This window comes from Achromobacter sp. JD417, from assembly GCF_041879325.1.
In the GTDB taxonomy this organism is placed as follows: domain Bacteria; phylum Pseudomonadota; class Gammaproteobacteria; order Burkholderiales; family Burkholderiaceae_B; genus Achromobacter; species Achromobacter mucicolens.
In genome coordinates this window covers 544,760-564,564 of the sequence record NZ_CP087159.1, presented here as the reverse complement: position 1 = coordinate 564,564, position 19,805 = coordinate 544,760, and the positions used below count along the sequence as shown (strand labels likewise).

General features: G+C 67.6%; 11 protein-coding genes. 4 read left to right on the top strand and 7 right to left on the bottom strand.

All coding sequences use genetic code 11. The features are described 5' to 3' along the window. Positions 1 to 201: 201 nt before the first annotated feature. The gene (locus LN047_RS02545) at positions 202 to 3,816 is read right to left on the bottom strand and encodes an indolepyruvate ferredoxin oxidoreductase family protein (RefSeq protein ID WP_373981104.1); all 3,615 of its coding nucleotides are present in this window, start codon (positions 3,814 to 3,816) and stop codon (positions 202 to 204) included. Positions 3,817 to 4,042: 226 nt separating this feature from the next. Here LN047_RS02545 and mutY point away from each other — a divergent pair, with 226 nt between their 5' ends. After that, complete coding sequence (gene mutY / locus LN047_RS02540; RefSeq protein WP_373981103.1) at positions 4,043 to 5,125, top strand: A/G-specific adenine glycosylase; 1,083 nt, start codon at positions 4,043 to 4,045, stop codon at positions 5,123 to 5,125. A gap of 291 nt (positions 5,126 to 5,416) precedes the next feature. Here the strand turns inward: mutY and LN047_RS02535 are convergent, their stop codons facing one another. Further along, the gene (locus LN047_RS02535; protein ID WP_373981102.1) at positions 5,417 to 6,241 is read right to left on the bottom strand and encodes a helix-turn-helix transcriptional regulator; all 825 of its coding nucleotides are present in this window, start codon (positions 6,239 to 6,241) and stop codon (positions 5,417 to 5,419) included. Positions 6,242 to 6,366: 125 nt separating this feature from the next. Here LN047_RS02535 and LN047_RS02530 point away from each other — a divergent pair, with 125 nt between their 5' ends. Continuing rightward, complete coding sequence (locus tag LN047_RS02530) at positions 6,367 to 7,137, top strand: class I SAM-dependent methyltransferase (protein WP_142051450.1); 771 nt, start codon at positions 6,367 to 6,369, stop codon at positions 7,135 to 7,137. A gap of 36 nt (positions 7,138 to 7,173) precedes the next feature. On the opposite strand, the gene LN047_RS02525 is transcribed toward LN047_RS02530, so the two are convergent. Genes LN047_RS02525 through LN047_RS02510 form a run of 4 tightly spaced genes read right to left on the bottom strand, consistent with a single transcriptional unit; the run spans position 7,174 to position 11,735 of the window. Beyond that, positions 7,174 to 8,724 carry a mannitol dehydrogenase family protein gene (locus LN047_RS02525; RefSeq protein ID WP_373981101.1) on the bottom strand — a complete coding sequence of 517 codons (1,551 nt, stop codon included), beginning with the start codon at positions 8,722 to 8,724 and terminating at the stop codon, positions 7,174 to 7,176. Continuing rightward, positions 8,712 to 9,923 (bottom strand): D-mannonate dehydratase ManD, encoded by a 1,212-nt coding sequence (gene manD / locus LN047_RS02520; RefSeq protein WP_062840238.1) that lies wholly within the window; start codon positions 9,921 to 9,923, stop codon positions 8,712 to 8,714. The genes LN047_RS02525 and manD overlap by 13 nt, the downstream gene beginning before the upstream one ends. A gap of 52 nt (positions 9,924 to 9,975) precedes the next feature. Then, positions 9,976 to 11,013, bottom strand: a complete 1,038-nt coding sequence (locus LN047_RS02515) for an L-idonate 5-dehydrogenase (protein WP_373981100.1) — start codon at positions 11,011 to 11,013, stop codon at positions 9,976 to 9,978. Next, positions 11,013 to 11,735, bottom strand: a complete 723-nt coding sequence (locus LN047_RS02510; RefSeq protein ID WP_373981099.1) for a FadR/GntR family transcriptional regulator — start codon at positions 11,733 to 11,735, stop codon at positions 11,013 to 11,015. The genes LN047_RS02515 and LN047_RS02510 overlap by 1 nt, the downstream gene beginning before the upstream one ends. Positions 11,736 to 11,886: 151 nt before the next feature. Between LN047_RS02510 and iaaH the strand changes: the two genes are divergently transcribed. Next, positions 11,887 to 13,341 (top strand): indoleacetamide hydrolase, encoded by a 1,455-nt coding sequence (gene iaaH / locus LN047_RS02505; RefSeq protein ID WP_373981098.1) that lies wholly within the window; start codon positions 11,887 to 11,889, stop codon positions 13,339 to 13,341. A gap of 43 nt (positions 13,342 to 13,384) precedes the next feature. Here the strand turns inward: iaaH and metH are convergent, their stop codons facing one another. Next, positions 13,385 to 17,158, bottom strand: coding sequence for a methionine synthase (gene metH / locus LN047_RS02500; RefSeq protein ID WP_373981097.1), 3,774 nt, complete (start codon positions 17,156 to 17,158; stop codon positions 13,385 to 13,387). A gap of 453 nt (positions 17,159 to 17,611) precedes the next feature. Between metH and LN047_RS02495 the strand changes: the two genes are divergently transcribed. Further along, complete coding sequence (locus LN047_RS02495) at positions 17,612 to 19,657, top strand: TonB-dependent receptor (protein ID WP_373981096.1); 2,046 nt, start codon at positions 17,612 to 17,614, stop codon at positions 19,655 to 19,657. Positions 19,658 to 19,805: the final 148 nt, after the last annotated feature.

Genomic DNA, 19,805 nt, shown 5'->3' with positions numbered 1-19,805 from the left:
GCGCGGGGCGTGTAGATGCGCCCGAGGGAATCTGAAGGAAGCGCCGAAGGCGCTGACGAAGATGACGAAGGGGCAGTCCGGAGCGAAGGCTCCGGACCGCAATCGTAGCCCCGCGCGCCCCAGGCCGACGCCGCGCCGGGCGTCTAAAGAACCTTTCCCACCGCTGGCAGCCATCAGCCGTCAGCCAGCAACCATCACGATTCAAGCCGCCCGAACCCCAATCGCCACCACCCTTGCGGTAAACCCCTTCAACAACTCCTCCCGCGTCGCCTCAGCCCGCACCATCGACGCCTCCTTCACATGCCCGTACCCGCGAATCTCCTCGGGTACGCTAGCCAGCGCCACCGCCTTATCCATATTCCCGCGATTCAGCTTCCCCAAGATCGCCGTCATCGTCTCCCGATACTCCTGGATCAACGCCCGCTCCGCCCGCCGCTCCTTCGTATACCCGAACGGATCGAACCGCGACCCGCGCAAGAACCGCATCCGCGCCAGCACGCCAAACACCTTCAGCATCCCCGGTCCGTAAGCCCGCTTCACCAGATGCCCGTCCTTGTCCCGTCGCGCAAACACCGGTGGCGCCAGGTGAAAGCGCAGCTTCCAATCCCCCTCGAACTGCTCACCCACCCGCTTCACAAACTCCCCGTCCGAGTACAGCCGCGCGACTTCGTACTCGTCCTTGTAGGCCATCAACTTGAAGTAATAGCGCGCCACCGCCAGCGCCAATCGGTTCGTGCCCGTCGCCTCCCGCTCCGCCAGCGTCACCTTGTTCACCAGGTCCGTGTACTGCTTTGCATACGCCGCGTCCTGGTACTGCGTCAGGAACGCCTCGCGCACCGCCACCATTCGCGCCAGTTCGCCCGCCGGCTGCTTCAAGTCCGCCACGGGAGTCGGCGCCCGCGGCCGCGTGATCTCGATGATGTCGTCCGGCTGCGCGGGCGACACGCCGCCGTTGGCCATCAGACGCGCCACCGCCGCCGGCTCGTGCGCCGCGCGGCGTCCCCATGCGAATGCCGCAAGATTGTTCGCCACCTGCTGGCCGTTCAGTTCGATCGCCCGCAACAGCGCCTCGCGCGACAGCGGTATCCAGCCCTTCTGGAATGCGTAGCCCATCATCAGCGGATTTGAGTAGATCGCATCGCCCAGCAGCACCACCGCCATCGCGGCTGCGTCCACCGCGGCCAGGTTGTCCTTGCCGCACGCGCTTTGCAGATCCGACGTCAGGTTCGCGCCCGGCAGCGTCCACGATGGGTTCGACACGAACGCCGCCGTCGGCGCCGTATCGCTATTGAGCAACACATGCGTGCGCCCTGGCGTCACCCGGGCCATCGCCTCCGGACTCGTCGCCACCACCAGATCGCCCGCCAGCAGCAGGTCTGCCTCGCCCATCGCCACCCGCGTGTTCAGCAGATGATCCGGCGAACCGGCCAGCACCACGTGGGAAAACACCGCGCCGCCCTTCTGCGCCAGCCCCGCCATGTCCAGCACCGAACAGCCCTTGCCCTCCAGGTGCGCCGCCATGCCCAGCAACTGGCCGATCGTCACCACGCCCGTGCCGCCGACCCCCGCGATAAAGACGCCATAAGGCACATCCAGACTATGCAAACGAGGCGCCGGCACATCCTCATCCGGCGCACCGCCCGATTGCGCCAACGCGGGCGGCTTCTTCAACTTGCCGCCCTCCACCGTCACCAGGCTCGGGCAAAAGCCCTTCAGACAGGAAAAATCCTTGTTGCAGCTTGACTGGTTGATCTTGCGCTTGCGTCCGAACTCGGTCTCCGGCGGCTCCACCGACAGACAGTTCGACTTCGCCGAGCAGTCGCCACACCCCTCGCACACCCGTTCATTGATGACCACGCGGCGCGCCGGATCCGGATAGGCATTGCGCTTGCGGCGGCGGCGCTTTTCCGTGGCGCAGGTCTGGTCGTAGATCAGCACCGACACGCCCGGATGCTCGCGCAGCTCGCGCATCACCGCGTCCAGCTCGTCGCGATGGCGCACCGGCACACCCGGCGCCAAATCCGACACCTCCACGTACTTGCGCGGATCGTCCGTCACCACCACGATCTTCTCGATGCCCTCGGCCGCCACTTGGCGCGTGATCATCGGCACGCTGATCGGGCCGTCCACCGGCTGCCCGCCCGTCATTGCGACCGCGTCGTTGAACAGGATCTTGTATGTGATCGGCGCCTTGGCCGCCACCGCTGCCCGAATCGCCAGCAGCCCCGAATGAAAGTAGGTGCCGTCGCCCAGGTTCGCAAACACGTGCTTTTCCTCGGTAAAGGGCGCCTGCCCCAACCACGGCACGCCCTCGCCGCCCATCTGCGTGAAAACGTCCGTGCCGCGGTCCATCCATCGCACCATGTAGTGGCAACCGATGCCCGCCATGCCGCGAGACCCCTCCGGCAGGCGCGTCGACGTGTTATGCGGACAGCCCGAACAGAACCAGGGCTTGCGCTCTTCGACCACGCGCGGACGCGCCAGCGCCGCTTCGCGCGCACGGATGAATTCCATCCGCGCCTCGATGCCCGCGCGCACGTCGTCCGGCAACGCGAAACGCAACAGGCGCGCCGCGATCGCCTTGGCAACCATCGCGGGCGAAAACTCGTAATGCGCCGGCAGCAGCCAGTTGCCCTGCGGCACCGACCATTCGCCGCCGTCCTTGTCGTCGAACTTGCCCACCACCCGAGGAAGCTTCTTGCCGCTGCCGATCCAGCTGAAGAGTTCCTCCTTCAGCTGGTACTCCAGCACCTGGCGCTTTTCCTCCACGACCAGGATCTCGTCCAGCCCTTCCGCGAAACGCTGCGTGCCCGTGGACTCCAGCGGCCACACCATGCCCACCTTGAACAGCCGCACCCCGATGCGCCGGCACACGTCTTCGGACAACCCCAGGTCCGACAGCGCCTGGCGCGTGTCCAGATAGGCCTTGCCCGAGGTCATGATGCCAAAGCGCGCCGCCTGCTGCGGCACCTCCCAGAGCTCCCGGTTCAATCCGTTGGCGCGCGCATAGGCCAGCGCCGCGTACAGCTTGTAGTCCAAGAGCCGCGCTTCCTGCTGCAACGGCGTGTCAGGCAACCGGATGTTCAGACCGTCCGGAGGAAGCTGGAAATCCTCGGGCAGCACGATGCGCACCCGGTGCGGATCCACGTCCACCGACGCCGATACCTCCACGATGTCGGTGATGCACTTCATGCCGACCCACACCCCCGCGTACCGGCTCATCGCCCAGCCGTGCAGGCCGTAGTCCATCACCTCCTGCACGCTGGACGGGAACAGCACCGGGATCATGCAGGCCTTCAGGATGTGGTCGCTCTGATGCGGCAGGGTCGACGACTTGGCGGGGTGGTCATCGCCCGCCACCACCAGCACGCCGCCGTGGCGCGCCGTGCCCGCCGCGTTGGCATGCTTGAAGACGTCGCCGCAGCGGTCCACGCCCGGCCCCTTGCCGTACCACATGCCGAACACGCCGTCGTACTTGGCGCCGGGAAAGAGGTTCACCTGCTGCGTGCCCCACACCGCCGTCGCGGCCAGGTCTTCATTGATGCCCGGCTGGAACTCGACGTGGTGCGCCTTCAGATGCGCGGCGGCCTTCCACATGTTCTGGTCGACGCCGCCCAGCGGCGAGCCCCGGTACCCCGACACGAATCCCGCCGTGTTCAACCCTGCTTGCGCATCGCGCACGCGCTGCATCATGGGCAGCCGCACCAGCGCGTGGATGCCGCTCATCCAGGCGCGGCCGGATTGCAGGGTGTATTTGTCGTCGAGCTGAACGGATTCGAGCGCCGCGCGGACGGCGGGCGTGAGGGGGGCATTCATGTCTACTCCAACATCGGATGCCCCAACAAGCGGCGCGCAGCTCCACAGAACGCACGCGGGCCAGCAAGGGCCGTGAAAGTGAAGTCCTGATGCGTTCACGCCTTCTGCGGGCCGAATCGCGCTTGCCGCGCCAGCTGGCCAAAAAATAGGGCCAGCTGACGCTAGTCCTTTCGGTTGTACCCCCTGGCCCACGGGCGGGCAATAGGGCGATGCGATAATTGCCGGCATGGACTTCGCCCCTCGCATCGTCGCCTGGCAGCGCCAGCACGGCCGCCACGATCTCCCCTGGCAGAACACCCGGGATCCCTACCGGATCTGGCTATCCGAAATCATGCTGCAGCAGACCCAGGTAGCCACCGTCATCCCCTACTACGAGCGCTTTCTGCAACGCTTTCCGAACGTCGCGGCGCTGGCCGCCGCCTCGCAGGAAGACGTGATGCGGTACTGGGCCGGCCTGGGCTATTACGCCCGCGCCCGCAATCTGCACCGCTGCGCCCAGGAAATCGTGCGCGACTGGGACGGGCGCTTTCCGCCCACCGCCGAGGCCATCGCCACCCTGCCCGGCATCGGCCGGTCCACGGCCGCGGCCATTGCCGCGTTCTCGAACGGCGAGCGTTCGCCCATCCTGGACGGCAACGTCAAGCGCGTGTTCACCCGTCACTTCGGCATAGCGGGCGATCCGGCCAAGCGCGAGGTCGAGCAGCGTCTCTGGGCGCTGGCGCATGCGCAGGTGGACGCCGCGCCGGGACTCGACATGGCAGCGTACACGCAGGGGCTGATGGACTTGGGCGCCACGCTCTGCACACGCGGCAAGCCCGCCTGCGACAGATGCCCCGTGGCAGAGACCTGCGTCGCCCGCCGAGAGGGACGTCAGGCAGAGCTGCCCACGCCCAAGGTGCGCAAGGCGATTCCCGAGCGCGAGACCTGTATGTTGGTGCTGCGGCACAAGGGCGCTTTCCTGCTGCAGCAGCGCCCCGAACCGGGCATCTGGGGCGGGCTGTGGAGCCTGCCCGAATTCGACGCGGCAGGCGACCCCGACAGCGCATCCCGCGCATTGGGGCTGGAGCCCGAGCAGCGCTTCGAACTTGCCGCTTTCGCCCACACGTTCACGCACTACCGGCTGCACATCCGCCCGTGGCTCGTGCCCGTGCGCGCGGTCGCCCTGCGCGAACCAGCGCTACCCGAGCGCTGGGTGCCGGCGGACAAGCTGGGGACGATGGCGCTGCCCGCGCCGGTCAAGAAGCTGCTGCAGGGGCTGGTGGATGCGGGGATGCAGGACAGCCTGTTTGGCGGGGAAAACGCGGCGTAGCGATCGGGCGGGTAATCCGGCGTGGGCTTGAGCGGTGTCAGACACCCTGCCAACACTGCGCCACACCCACGACCGCCGCTCCAGGGTGTCAGACACCGTTCAAGCGGCAGCACCGTCGCGCCTTGGTCAAACATCGGTCACGCGCACGCCAACGCAGGTGTCTGACACCCCTGCGGCGCAGCAACAAGCCCTCGGCCATCTCCCTCGGGTGTCAGACACCGGTCAAACAGCAGCACCGTTGCACCTTGGCGGAAAACGCCGGGCAATCTACGGCGCCGTCCCATTCCAGAGTCAGACCCCCGCCCCGCTCAGCAGCATCACCAGCTTCAGATCCGGGTGCGTCGCCAGGCGGAAGGTGATCTGCTGATACGCCAGTTTGCCGCGGCGCGGGTGCTGGAATTCGCGCAGGCCGCCTTCGCGCTCCACCACCGCGTGGCGGGTCCACCAGTGTGAGAAGACCACGCTTTGCCGGCTCAGGCTGTCCAGCAGCGCCAGCACGGCCGGTTCGTCCAGGTGTGCGCCCGCATCGGCGCGAAATTCGGCCACCACGCGGCGGGCGCGTTGGTCCCAGTCGACCACCAGCTCGCGCGCGGCGGGGTCCAGGAAGATGTATCGCAGCAGGTTCGGGGCGGGGTCGCGTTCGGGCCAGTGGTCGAACAGGTCGACCAGCGACGCATTGCACGCCAGCACGTTCCAGGCGCGGTCCAGCACATAGGCCGGCGCATTGATCGCGTTCACACATTCCTGCAGCGGGCCCGGCGCGCCGCCGGCGTCGTCGCGGGCGTGCTGCGGGTCGGCGCAATCGGCCAGGTCAAACAGATAGGCGCGTTCCGCCCGCGCCAGTTGCAGCACGCCGGCGATGCGTGACCACACCGACGGCGACACCGACACCTCGCGCCCCTGCTCGATCCACGTGTACCAGGTGACGCTGATGCCGCAAAGCTGCGCCACCTCTTCGCGCCGCAGGCCGGGCGTGCGGCGGCGCGATCCCTCGGGCAGGCCCGCCATCTGCGGCGTGATGCGCGACCGCGCGCTGCGCACAAACTCGCCCAGCGCGTGGCGGCGCAGATGAGAGCCTTCGTGGCCGGGCGTGACGGGCTGGGGGGAAGTATTCATACCAGGATGAGCAATGGGCTTGTACGTGTATACGGGCCCGCCTATCTTAGCGCCTGCACCCTTTCGCAATCTCGAAAGAATTCCCGGCAACAACCCGCGCCGCGTTCCCGACACAAGGACCCCTCATGACCGCCAGCACCCACGACGCCGCCGTCGACCGCCAATTCAGCCCCCGCGCCGCCGCCTACCTGACCAGCGCCGTCCACGCGCAAGGCGAAGACCTGGTTCAGATGGCCGCCATTGCCGGCCAGCACCCCGCCGCGCGCGTCTTGGATCTGGGCTGTGGCGGCGGCCACGTGAGCTTTCACGTGGCCCCGCAAGTCGCGCAGGTGACCGCCTACGACCTGTCGCAGCAGATGCTGGACGTCGTCGCCGCCGAAGCCGCCAAGCGTGGCCTGGCCAATCTGGTCACCCGGCAAGGCAAGGCCGAGTACCTGCCCTTTGGCGACGGCGAATTCGACCTGGTGATGTCGCGCTATTCCACCCACCACTGGCAGGACGCCGGGCGCGGCCTGCGCGAGGCCTTCCGCGTGCTCAAGCCAGGCGGCATTGCCGTGTTCGCCGACGTGGTGTCGCCGGGCGAACCGCTGCTGGACACCTGGCTGCAAACCATCGAGGTGCTGCGCGACACCTCGCACGTGCGCGACTACTCGGTGGCCGAATGGACCCGCATGCTTACCGAGGCCGGCTTCACGCTGCAGGAACTGGCCCCGCGCCGCCTGCCGCTGGAATTCCAGTCGTGGGTCACGCGCATGCGCACGCCCGATACGCTGGTGGCCGCGCTGCGCCACATGTTCGGCATCGCGCCGGACGTCGTGCGCGCGCACTTCGACGTGCGCGACGATGCCTCGTTCACCAGCGACACGGCGACCATCGTGGTGCGCAAGCCGGGCTGAACGGCAAGCCTGAGCCGGCCCGCAGGCGCCACCGCGTCAGCCCGCCGACGCGCGATGCATCGCGGACAGGGCGCCCGCGACACCCTGGCTGCGCAGCAACTGCGCAGCCGCGCCTACCGCCCGCACGAATCGCGGCTCCTGTCCCAGGTCTCCGAACACCGGTTCAAAGCCCGTCATCACGCCCGCCCAGGCCAGCATCGCCGCCGGCCCCTCGCCGGCCTGCCGCGCCGCCTGCTCGGCCAGCTCACGACGATGCGCCAGCGCTTGGGCCATCGGATCCTGGATCTCGTAGACGCGCCCCGCCTCATCCGCCCCGCGCAGGAAATGCAGCCATCCCGCCACCGCCAGCGCCAACCCGGGGATCGGCGCATCCACCGCCAGCCGGTCGCGCACGGTGCCGAGCAGCCGCTGCGGCAATTTCTGCGAACCGTCCATCGCGATCTGCCGCGTCTGGTGCCGGAGCGCCGGATTGGCAAACCGATGCAGCAGCCCTTCCCCGTACGCAGCCAGATCCAGCCCCGGCAGCGGCGGCAGCGTCGGCTCGATCTCCTGCCCCATCAGCGCGCGTAGATACCGCCGCATGCCCGGCTGCGCCATCGCCTCGTCCACGGTGGCCCACCCCGCTATCACCGACAGATACGCCAGCGCCGAATGCGCACCGTTGACCATGCGCAGCTTCAGCGTTTCGAACGGCGCCGCGTCCGCCACGAAGCGCGCGCCGCCCGCGGCCCAGTCGGGCCGGCCCGCCGCAAACCGGTCTTCGACGACCCATTCCAGATAGGGCTCTGCCACCACCGGCCAAGCGTCTCGCACGCCCAGCGCCGCAGCGATCGCCTTGCGGTCCGCGTCCGTCGTACGCGGCACGATGCGGTCGACCATCGAGCACGGAAACGTGCACGCCGACGCGATCCATTCGGCTAACCCGGCGTCCACGCGTGCCGCGAACGTGAGCACCAGCGCGCGCAGCAGGTGGCCATTGGCGGGCAGGTTGTCCAGCGACATCACCGTGACCGGCGCCAGGCCCGCCGCGCGGCGCAACTGCAGGCCGTGCACGAGAAACCCGATTACCCCCCGCGGCGTCGCGGGGTGCGCAAGGTCGTGAACGATGTCGGGATGGTCCGGATTCAGGCGGCCGCTGGCCGGATCGTGGCAATAGCCCTTCTCGGTGACCGTGATGCTGACGATGCGCGTGCCGGGCGCCGCAATGCGGTCCAGCACGGCTTGCGGATCCTCGGGCGCGACCAGCGTCTCGCGCAGGCAGCCGATCACGCCAAGGCGTTGCCGGGGCGCGCCACTGGCGTCGGCATCGCGCAGCGCCAGCGCGTAAAGGCCGTCCTGCGGCGCCAACGCGTCGCGCGTATCGGTCTGGCGCAACGACACGCCGCAGATGCCCCAATCCGCACTCGCGCCCGCGCGCAGCGCGGCGTCGTTCACTGCGGCCAGATGCGCCCGCGCGAAGGCGCCCAGGCCCAGATGCACGATGCCGATGCCCAGCGCGGCCCGGTCAAAACCAGGACGCGCCACGTGCGCGGGCAAGGCGTCCAGCGTCCCCGCGTTCAGCCGGCCGCCCTCGCCTACCAGTTCCATAGCGTGCCGTCGTGCTGCAACCGGTTCACGGGCAGGTACGCGCGCTGATAGGGGTACCGCGCCGCCAGCTTCTCGTCGATGTCGACGCCGTGGCCCGGGGCCTCGCCCGGATACAGCATGCCCTGCTCGAACGTGTAGGCGTGCGGGAAGACGGCATCCGTTTCGTCGGTGTGCCGCATGTATTCCTGGATGCCGAAATTCGGTACCCACAGGTCAAAGTGCAGCGCCGCGCCCATGCACACCGGCGACAGGTCCGTGGCGCCGTGGCAGCCGGTGCGCACCTGGTAGAGCGAGGCCATGTCGGCAATGCGGCGCAGATGCGTGATGCCGCCGGCGTGGACGACCGTGGTGCGGATGTAGTCGATGAGCTGGTTCTGCACCAGGTCCTTGCAGTCCCAGATCGTGTTGAAGACTTCGCCCACCGCCAGCGGCGTGGTGGTGTGCTGACGGATCAGCCGGAACGCCTCCTGGTTTTCAGCGGGCGTGGCGTCCTCCATCCAGAAGAGGTTGTAGGGTTCCAGCGACTTGCCCAGGCGCGCGGCCTCGATGGGGGTCAGCCGGTGATGCACGTCGTGCAGCAGATGGTGCTCGAAACCCAGCTTCTCGCGGACGCGTTCGAACAGCTGCGGCGCGTGGCGCAGATACTTTTCGGTGGACCAGTCATGCTCGCTGGGCAGGTCCGCGTCGGCGGGCTCGTAGAACAACGTGCCCCGGCCCACGCCGTACACCTTCTCCAACCCCGGCACGCCGCTTTGCGCGCGGATGGCGCGATAACCCATGTCGGCGTAGCGCAGCACTTCGTCCACGGTGTGCTCGATGTCCGAACCGTTGGCATGGCCGTAGACCATCACGCCGCTGCGGCTCTTGCCGCCCAGAAGCTGGTACAGCGGCATGCCGGCAGCCTTGGCCTTCAGGTCCCACAGCGCCGTGTCCACGCCCGCGATGGCGGTCATGGTGACCGGCCCGCGCCGCCAATATGCGCCCTTGTACAGGTACTGCCAGATGTCCTCGATCTGATGCGCGTCGCGCCCGATCAGGCACGGGATGACATGCTCGGTCAGGTAGGCCGCCACCGCCAGCTCGCGCCCGTTCAGCGTCGCGTCGCCGATGCCGGTCAGGCCCTGGTCGGTTTCAATCTTCAGGGTCACGAAGTTGCGGCCCGGACAACAGACAATCACGCGTGCATTCGTAATCTTCATCTTGGCTTCCGGCTACAGGAGAGAGGGACGGCCGCGCGAGGCGGCCGCGGAGTCAGAACGTCACCATCACTTTCATCGCCTGGTTGCGATCGCCCGCCAGCGCGAAGGCGTCGTGCACGCGCGCAACCGGCACGGCCGCCGTCAGCAGCGGCGACACGTCGATCAAGCCGCGCGCCAGGCAATCCACGGCCATCGCGTATTCGTCCACAAAACGGAAGCTGCCGACGCACGTCAGGCTCTTGACCATGATCTGGTTGAAGGGGCACGCCTCGCTGCTGCCGGACAACGTGCCCACCGTGACGACGACGCCACGCGGCCGCGCGGCGCGCAGGCAGCTTGCCAGCCCCGCGTAGCTGCCCGACGCCTCGAAGCACACGTCCACTGATCCCTTGCCCGCCGCCAGCGCGTCCAGCGCGTCCGGGTCCGTGGCCGCGTTGATGGTTTGCGACGCGCCCACGCGCGCGCACGCCGCCAGCGTCTGGTCCACGATGTCCACCACGATGACCCGGCTGGCGCCTGCCAACCGCGCCGCCATCAGAATCAGCGCGCCGATGGGGCCCGCGCCCACCACCATCGCCGTTCTGCCCAGCAGCGATCCCGCGCTGCGCACCGCGTGCAACGCCACCGCCAGCGGCTCGCCAAACGCGGCCAGTTCGAAGGACAGCGAATCCGGCACCGGCACGCATTGCCGCTCGTGCACCACCACCTCTTCGCGCATCGCGCCCTGCATGTGCGGATAGCGGCTGGCGCTGCCGAAGAAATGCACGGCCTCGCAATGATTGGAATCGCCCTGCCGGCAATAGCGGCACACGCCGCACGTGCGCGCCGGATCCAAGGCAACGCGGTCGCCGGGCTTGACCGCCGTCACGCCCGCACCCACCTCCAGCACCTGCCCGGACGCCTCGTGCCCCGGCGTCAGCGGTTCGCGGATGACAAAATCCCCCACCCGGCCGTGCCGGAAGTAATGCAGGTCCGACCCGCAGATGCCGACGGCCTTGACGCCGACACGCACCTGCGACGGCCCCAAGGGCTGCGGGTCCGAGGTGTCCAGGCGCAGGTCTTGCGCCCCGTGGATCATGCAATTGAGCATCAGCGCCACCCTTGTGCAAATTCGCCGATCACCCGTTCCAGGTGATCGTGCATCGCCTGCCGCGCTTCCTGCGCGTCGCGGGCCACCAGCGCGCCGAAGATGCGCTGGTGATCGGCCTGCGACGCCTGGCGCAACGCCTGCGTATGGAAATGCTGTTCCATCTTTTCCCAGACCGGGCCCCGAGCCTGGTCCCACATCGACGTCACCGTCGCCAGCAGCACGCTGTTGCCCGTGGATTGGGCGATGCACAGGTGAAAGCGCCGGTCGGCCTCGGCGTTGGCGTCCTTGTCCGTCATCCGGTCTCGCATGGCCGTCAGCGCCTCGAAGATGCGGTCCAGGTCCCCGTCGGTGCGGGTGGTGGCCGCCAGCGCGGCGATCTCGGATTCGATCAGGCAGCGCGCGCGCAGCAGCTCGAAGGGGCCGGCGCCCGCCTCCGGCATCGTGGGCGGCCGGCTCGCATCCGGCTCGCAGACGTAGATGCCCGAGCCGCCCCGCACCTCCACCACGCCCTGCAGTTCCAACGCAATGATGGCCTCGCGCACGGACGTGCGGCTGACGTCAAAGCGCTCGGCCAGCGCGCGTTCGGCCGGCAGCCGCTGGCCGGCGGCGAATTCACCCTGCGCCACCAGCGCGTGGATCTGCGCGGCCAGCCGCAGGTAACCGCGGTCGGGCGCGGAACGGCTGGAGAAAACCTCGGGTTTGGCTAGCGAATGCAACTTCATGGCGCCTTGAATTGGTCTGACCAAATCGTATTTGGTCTACCAATTTTCGCCATCGTGGTTTTCCACTACGCGCGGCGCGGCAGCCCTCTCGACAGCCCCCGTGCCACCCCTGTATAGATACGGATCGACCGACAGCCAAGGATTAAGCGCCATGCCCAGCCCGACCGACCAGCCCTTGCCCGCCGACTTGGCGGACCTGACCGTCATCGAGGCGGCAACCCGCATTCGCGAGGGCCGCCTCACCAGCGTTGCCCTGACCGAGGCCTGCCTGGACCGCATCGACGCCCGCCAGGACCTGAACGCATTCATCACCGTCGACCGCGACGGCGCCCTGGCGCAGGCGCGCGCCTACGATGCGGCGCCCGGCAACGGCCCGCTGGGCGGCGTGCCCATCGCCATCAAGGACAACATCCACGTCGCCGGGCTGCCGAACACGGCCGGCACGCCCGCGCTCAAGGACTTCCGTCCCGCCGAGGACGCGCCCGTCGTGCAGCGGCTGCGTGAAGCCGGCGCCGTCATCCTGGGCAAGACCAACATGCATGAGCTGGCGTTCGGGGTGTCCGGCTACAACACCGCTTTTCCGGGACCGGACGGCGAGGGCACGCGCAACGCCTATGACGCGCGCCTGATCGCCGGCGGCTCGTCGTCGGGCAGCGGCGCGGCGGTGGGCGCGCGGCTGGCGCCCGCCGCGCTGGGCACCGATACCGGCGCCTCGGTGCGCCTGCCCGCCTCAGTGAATGGGTCGGCAGGCTTTCGCCCGACGGTGGGCCGCTACGACGGCGCGGGCATCACACCGATCTCGCATACGCGCGACACGGCAGGCCCCATCGCCAACAGCATGGCAGACATCGTGCTGCTGGATTCGATTCTGACGGGACAGACCGAGCCGCTGGCGCCATTGCCGCCGGCCAGCATCCGCCTGGGCGTGGCCGCCTATTTCTGGGCCGACCTTGATCCCGAGGTGCAGGCGGTTTCCGAAGCCGCATTGAACACGCTGCGCGCGGCCGGTGTAACGCTTGTGGACCTGGACATGCCCGATCTACCGGCCGCCAACGCGGCAGTCGGCATGCCCCTGTGCCTGTTCGAACAGAAGCCCGACCTGACGGCCTATCTGGCGCGATATCACGTGGGCGTGAGCTTTGACGAGGTGGTCGCGCAGATTTCCAGCCCGGACGTGAAAGGCATCTTCGACAACCTGATAGTGCCGGGCGTGCTGCCCACGCCGGACGGCCAGGTCCTGCCGCTGCAACCGCTGTACGAACATGCCATCGCGGGCGGCCGGCGCGAACTCATCGACGTCTACCGCCGCGCGTTCAAGGAACACGCGTTGGACGGCCTGCTGTTTCCGACCGTGCCTGTCCAACCGCCCGCGGCCACGCCCGAGGCCAGCAGCTTCGAGACCTTCGCGCGCCTGGCGCGCAACGTGGACCCGGGCAGCAACGCAGGCCTGCCGGGCCTGAGCGTGCCGGCCGGGCTGTCGGCGCAGGGTCTGCCGGTGGGATTGGAGATCGATGGCCTGCCGGGCGAGGACCGCAAAGTGCTCGCGATCGGCGTGGCCGTCGAAAAGATTCTGGGGCGCATCGCGGCGCCCCAGGTCCTGCCTTAGCCCCAGCCTGCTCCCGCCTCGGCCGCAGCGGTAGACCGGCGCGTCAGCCCAGGTTGGGCGCCAGCGTGCGCTTCAGGTCTTCGATGCTGCGGCCGCTGCGGCGGGCGTAGTCGAGAAGCTGGTCTTCGCCGATGACGCCCACGTTGAAGTACTGCGACTGCGGGTGGCTGAAGTAAAAGCCCGACACGCTGGAGGCCGGGTACATCGCATAGCTGTCCGTCAGCATCATGCCGATGTCCTCGCCGTCCAGCACGCGGAACATATCCGTCTTGACCACGTGTTCCGGGCAGGCCGGATAGCCAGGCGCGGGACGGATGCCCACGTACTTCTCGGCAATCATGTCCTCGTTGGACAGGGCCTCGTCGGGCGCGTAGCCCCACAGGTCCTGGCGCACGCGCGCGTGCAGGCATTCGGCAAAGGCTTCGGCCAGGCGGTCGGCCAGCGACTTGAGCATGATGCTGGAATAGTCGTCCAGCGCCTTTTCGAATTCGGCTTCCTTCTTCTCGATGCCCAGGCCGGCCGTGACGGCGAACATGCCGATGTAATCGAGCTTGCCGCTGGACTTGGGCGCAATGAAGTCCGACAGCGACTTGTTGCTGACCCCTTCGCGCTTGGCGCCCTGCTGGCGCAGGTTGCGGTACGTGAACAGCACCTCGCTGCGGGTCTCGTCCTTGTAGACCTCGATGTCCTCGTCGTTGACGCTATTGGCCGGATAGAAGCCCACGACGCCATTGGCGGTCAGCCAGCGGCCCTCGACGATGCGCTTCATCATGGCCTGGCCGTCGGCAAAGACCTTGCGCGCCTGCTCGCCCACCACCTTGTCCTGCAGGATGGCCGGGTACGGGCCGAACAGGCTCCAGGTCTGAAAGAACGGGCCCCAGTCCACGTACTTCGCGATTTCCGCCAGGTCATAGCTCTTGAAGGTGCGCCGGCCGATGAACTTGGGGCGCGGCGGCGTGTAGCTGTCCCAGTCGATCGCCGGCCGCGAGGCGCGCGCCTCGGCCAGCGGCAGGATGGGCGTCGCCTTGCGGTTGGCATGGCGGCGGCGCACGTCTTCGTATTCCTGGGCCAGTTCCGCCAGATAGGCTTCCGACTGGTCGGACATCAGGTTGGTGGCCACGCCCACCGAACGGCTGGCGTCGGGCACGTAGATGACCGGGCCTTCGTAGTTGGGCGCGATTTTGACGGCGGTGTGAACGCGGCTGGTGGTCGCCCCGCCGATCATCAGCGGGACCTTGCGGCTGCGGAAGTACTCGTCGCGCTGCATTTCGGAGGCCACGTACGCCATCTCTTCGAGGCTGGGCGTGATGAGACCGGACAGGCCGACGATGTCGGCGTTCTCTTCTTTGGCTTTTTCAAGGATCTGCGCGCAGGGCACCATCACGCCCATGTTCACGACTTCGAAGTTGTTGCATTGCAGGACCACCGACACGATGTTCTTGCCGATGTCGTGCACGTCGCCCTTCACGGTGGCGATGACGATCTTGCCCTTGGCGCGCACGTCGCCACCCGCGGCGGCGATCTGCCGCTTTTCTTCCTCGATGAACGGGATCAGGTGCGCCACGGCCTGCTTCATCACGCGCGCGGATTTCACGACTTGCGGCAGGAACATCTTGCCTTCGCCGAACAGGTCGCCGACGACGTTCATGCCGTCCATCAGCGGGCCTTCGATCACCTCGATGGGGCGGCCGCCGCGCGCGGCGATCTTCTGGCGCACCTCTTCGGTGTCTTCCACGATGAAGGCGGTGATGCCGTGCACCAGCGCGTGCGACAGACGCTGCTCGACCTCGGCATTGCGCCAGGCCAGGTCTTCTTCCTTCTTGGCGCCCGAACCCTTCACGGTGTCGGCAAACTGCACCAGGCGCTCGGTGGGCGTGCGCTCGTCGGCGGGGTCGGTCTTGCCGACCGGCTCGGGGCGGTCCAGCACTACGTCTTCGACCAGGTCGCGCAGCGTGGCGTCCAGATCGGCGTACACGCCCAGCTGGCCGGCGTTGACGATGCCCATCGTCATGCCTTCCTTGACCGCGTAGTACAGGAACACGGTGTGGATGGCCTCGCGCATCGGCTCGTTGCCGCGGAACGAGAAGCTGACGTTGGACACGCCGCCCGAGATGCGGGCATGCGGCAGGTTCTCGCGGATCCAGCGCGTGCCTTCGATGAAGTCCACGGCGTAGTGGTTGTGCTCGTCGATGCCGGTAGCGACCGCGAAGACGTTCGGGTCAAAGATGATGTCTTCCGGCGGGAAGCCTTCTTCCTCGACCAGGATCTTGTAGGCGCGGCCGCAGATTTCCTTGCGGCGCTCCAGCGTGTCGGCCTGGCCAAGTTCATCGAACGCCATCACCACCACTGCGGCGCCGTAGCGGCGGCACAGTCGCGCGTGGTGGCGGAAGGGCTCCAGCCCTTCCTTCATGGAGATCGAGTTCACCACGGCCTTGCCCTGCACGCACTTCAGGCCGGTCTCGATGACTTCCCACTTCGAGCTGTCGATCATGACCGGCACGCGCGCGATGTCGGGCTCGGAGGCGATCAGGTTCAGGAAGCGGTGCATGCAGGCCACCGAATCCAGCATGGCCTCGTCCATGTTGATGTCGATGATCTGCGCGCCGTTCTCGACCTGCTGGCGGGCCACGGCCAGCGCCTCGTCGTATTTTTCTTCGCGGATCAGGCGGGCGAACATCTTGCTGCCCGTCACGTTGGTGCGTTCGCCCACGTTGACGAACAGGGTGTCCTCGTCGATGTTCAGGGGTTCCAGGCCCGACAGGCGGGTCTTGACCGGCACGTCGGGCACGACGCGCGGCGTCAGCGCCGTGACCTTGTCGGCGATCGCGCGGATGTGATCCGGCGTGGTGCCGCAGCAGCCGCCCGACATGTTCACCAGCCCCGCGCGCGCAAATTCCTCAAGCAGCGCCGAGGTGTCGGCGGGCGTCTCGTCAAAGCCGGTCTCGGCCATAGGGTTGGGCAGGCCGGCGTTGGGATACACGCAGACGTAGGTGTCGCAGATCTTGGACAGTTCAGCAACGTAGGGGCGCATCAGCGCTGCGCCCAGCGCGCAATTCAGACCGATGGTGACGGGGCGCGCGTGGCGCACCGAGTTCCAGAAGGCCTCGACCGTCTGGCCCGACAGGATGCGGCCGGACGCGTCGGTCACCGTGCCGGAGATCATCACCGGCAGACGGATGCCGCGTTCCTCGAAGACTTCCTCGGTGGCGAAGATGGCCGCCTTGGCGTTCAGCGTGTCGAAGATGGTTTCGATCAAGACGATGTCGATGCCGCCGTCGAGAAGACCATTGAGCTGCTCGATGTACGCGACGCGCAGCTCGTCGAACGTGACGTTGCGCGCGCCCGGGTCGTTCACGTCCGGCGAGATGGATGCCGTCTTGGGCTGCGGGCCCAGCGCGCCGGCCACGAAGCGCGGCTTGTCGGGCGTGCTGTACGCGTCACAGGCCTCGCGCGCCAACTGCGCCGACACCAGGTTCAGTTCGTAAGCCAGTTCCGGCAGGTCGTAATCGCCTTGCGCGATCGTGGTGGCGCCGAAGGTGTTTGTCTCGATGACGTCGGCGCCCGCTTCCAGGTACTGCCGGTGGATTTCCGAGATGACGTCGGGCCGCACCAGCGACAGCAGCTCGTTGTTGCCCTTGACGTCCTTGCCGTGATCGGCAAAGCGCTCGCCGCGAAAATCCGCTTCGCCCAGCTTGTAGCGCTGGATCATGGTGCCCATGGCGCCGTCCAGGATCAGGATGCGCTTGCCCAGCAGGCGGGCAAAGTCGCCGCCGCGGGTATAGGCTTCGGGAGGGTACGGCAGGCGGGGATACGACACGATCAGGTCCAAATTGGGTTGGCCACGGCAGCGCGGTTGTGGCTAAAAAGCGAAAAACGCTGAAAAAACAAGCCCTGATCGTAACAAAATGGGCCTTCGCGCGCCTCGCGGTGATACAGTTTCGGCCCCGAACCGGTGCTTTCGGCGCAATAGGTTGGGCAAGGACGCAACACTTGCCCGCCGCGTGCGAAAGGTAAACGGGAAACAGGAAGACGCCGCCAACGGGCGCCGCGCCGCCCACAAGGCCGCCGCAGCTGCCCCGCAAGTCCAGCCTGTGCTGCCCCCGCAACGGTCCCCATGCGCGCAACCGCGCCCATGGCAGCCCGATACCGGCCTGTTCGCTCGCCAGGATGCCTGTTCCCCGCCCCGCGGCCTTTCGGCCCGCCCGGCGCGCGGGCATTCTCCCCATCGTGAATGGCCTGCGGGGTCGCGGGTCGCTTCGAGGTTATGTAGATGAAAGCCCGCTCCATCCGGCGCTACGCCGGCGCCTTGCTCTGTACCGCTCCGGCCATTGCCGCCGCCCAGCAGACCGCTTCCCCCGCCCCCGAACTGGACAGCATCACCGTCACGGCGCAACGCGTGCCCACCGACGGCCGCACGCTGCCGGTGTCGATCTCGGTCATCACCGCCCAGGACATCGCGGCCAGCAGCGCCCGCACCATGCAGGACCTGCTGTCCACGCAGTCCGGCATCAACCTGATCAACACCACCAGCTCCAGCGACAACGCCATCGTGGACCTGCGCGGCTTCGGCATCACCGGCGCAAGCAACACGCTGATCCTGATCGACGGCGTCAAGCAGAACACCAACGACCTGTCGGCGCCCAGCCTGGGCGTGGTGCCGCTGGACCAGGTCGACCGCATCGAAATCGTGCGCGGCAGCGGCTCCGTGCAATACGGCGGCGGCACGACCGGCGGCGTGATCAACATCATCACCAAGTCCGATTTCAAGAAGGAACCGGTGAGCGCCCGCGCCACCGCCACCTTCGGCAGCTACGGCCTGCGCCAGTACGACGCCGCCGTCTCGATGAACAACGAGAAGGTGGGCGTGGACGCCTACATGCAGTCGCTGCACAGCGACGGCTACCGCGACCACAGCGGCGAGCGCCGCGAGGGCGGCGGCGGCGGCATCACGTTCCGCCACGACGACGGCTCGATCCGCCTGTACGGCCGCACCACCACGCAGAAGCTGGAACTGCCCGGCCCGCGCACGATCAACCCGTTCACCGGCGTGAACGAGTTCCAGGACGATCCGCGCGGCGCCAAGAACGACGTCGACTACGTCAAGACCACCACCACCACGTTCGGCCTGCAGCTTGAACAGGCCATCGGCGCCGGCGTGCTGTATTCGGACCTGTCGACCCGCGAAAAGAAACTCAGCGGCGTGACCTATGACGGTTTCGGCGACACGCTGCGCGACCAGAAGCTCGAAGAGAACATCGCCAGCGTGCGCTACCGCCTGCCGATCAACGGCGGCCACAGCGTTGTCTTCGGCGCCGACGCGCAGGAAGCCAAGACCACCGCCGACCAGAACGCCTACTACGACTTCGAACCCTCGAAGTGGCAATCGCGCCAGCACCAGTACGGCCTCTTTGCCGAAGGCCAGATCCGCGCCACCGACAGCACCTACATCACGGCGGGCGTGCGCCGCCAGTACGCGTCCGACGACCTGGAAGTGATTTCGGGTTCCGGCACGGCGTCTGATCGCAGTAACCACCTGACCGCCTGGCAGCTCGGCGTGCGCCAGGATTTGGCCAGCGGCTTCGGCGTGTACGGCAAGATCGGCCGCAGCTTCCGCCTGCCGAACGCCGACGAACTGCTGTCGGTCCAGTCGCCGCTGGCGCCGCAGACCTCCACCGACAAGGAAATCGGCGTCACGTGGCAGTCGGCATCCAGCAGCGCGCGCCTGTCGTACTTCCGTTATGACCTGACCAACGAGATCCAGTACAACCCGCTGGCCGACGGCCTGTGGGGTCCCGGCACCGGCGCCAACACCAACCTGGATCCGACCCGCCGCCAAGGCGTCGAACTGGAAGGCCACACCGCCCTGTCCAGCAGCGTGAGCCTGGACGCCAACGTGACGTGGATGCAGGCGCAGTTCCGCTCCGGCACCTACGCCGGCGTGGACCTGGCCGGCAAGACCGTGCCGCTCGCCCCGAAGTGGCTGGCCAACGCCGCCGTCACCTGGCGCCCCACCGACGCATTCCTGTGGAACGTGTCGGCGCAATACGTGGGCAAGTCGCGCATGGACAACGACCAGGCCAACCAGTTCGACAAGCAGCTGGATGCGTACGTGCTCTTTAACACCAAGCTCGCGTACAAGTTCACCCGCAACATCGAAGGCGCCGTGGGCGTGAACAACATCTTCGACCGCCAGTACGCCACGTACGGCATCCGCGGCGGCAACGCCTCGTTCGAAATGCTGGGTCCCGTCGCCAACTACAGCCTGTACCCCGCTCCCGGCCGCAACTTCTACGCGTCGCTCACGCTACGCTACTGATTGCCGCCTGACGGCCCGGGCCTGCCGGCATTGCGCCTTTCTTGACGCGCAGATTCCGCGCAGGCCCTGTCCCGCGTTTATGCCCACCCGACGGAGCCGCCGCATGACCTCGACCCGCGTCCTGACGACCGCCGGACTGGCGCAGAAG

What these genes read in the sequence shown, in the direction of transcription:
- LN047_RS02545 (WP_373981104.1), bottom strand. Translation starts at nt 3,816, where the DNA reads ATGAATGCCCCCCTCACGCCCGCCGTCCGCGCGGCGCTCGAATCCGTT.
- mutY (WP_373981103.1), top strand. Translation starts at nt 4,043, where the DNA reads ATGGACTTCGCCCCTCGCATCGTCGCCTGGCAGCGCCAGCACGGCCGC.
- LN047_RS02535 (WP_373981102.1), bottom strand. Translation starts at nt 6,241, where the DNA reads ATGAATACTTCCCCCCAGCCCGTCACGCCCGGCCACGAAGGCTCTCAT.
- LN047_RS02530 (WP_142051450.1), top strand. Translation starts at nt 6,367, where the DNA reads ATGACCGCCAGCACCCACGACGCCGCCGTCGACCGCCAATTCAGCCCC.
- LN047_RS02525 (WP_373981101.1), bottom strand. Translation starts at nt 8,724, where the DNA reads ATGGAACTGGTAGGCGAGGGCGGCCGGCTGAACGCGGGGACGCTGGAC.
- manD (WP_062840238.1), bottom strand. Translation starts at nt 9,923, where the DNA reads ATGAAGATTACGAATGCACGCGTGATTGTCTGTTGTCCGGGCCGCAAC.
- LN047_RS02515 (WP_373981100.1), bottom strand. Translation starts at nt 11,013, where the DNA reads ATGCTCAATTGCATGATCCACGGGGCGCAAGACCTGCGCCTGGACACC.
- LN047_RS02510 (WP_373981099.1), bottom strand. Translation starts at nt 11,735, where the DNA reads ATGAAGTTGCATTCGCTAGCCAAACCCGAGGTTTTCTCCAGCCGTTCC.
- iaaH (WP_373981098.1), top strand. Translation starts at nt 11,887, where the DNA reads ATGCCCAGCCCGACCGACCAGCCCTTGCCCGCCGACTTGGCGGACCTG.
- LN047_RS02495 (WP_373981096.1), top strand. Translation starts at nt 17,612, where the DNA reads ATGAAAGCCCGCTCCATCCGGCGCTACGCCGGCGCCTTGCTCTGTACC.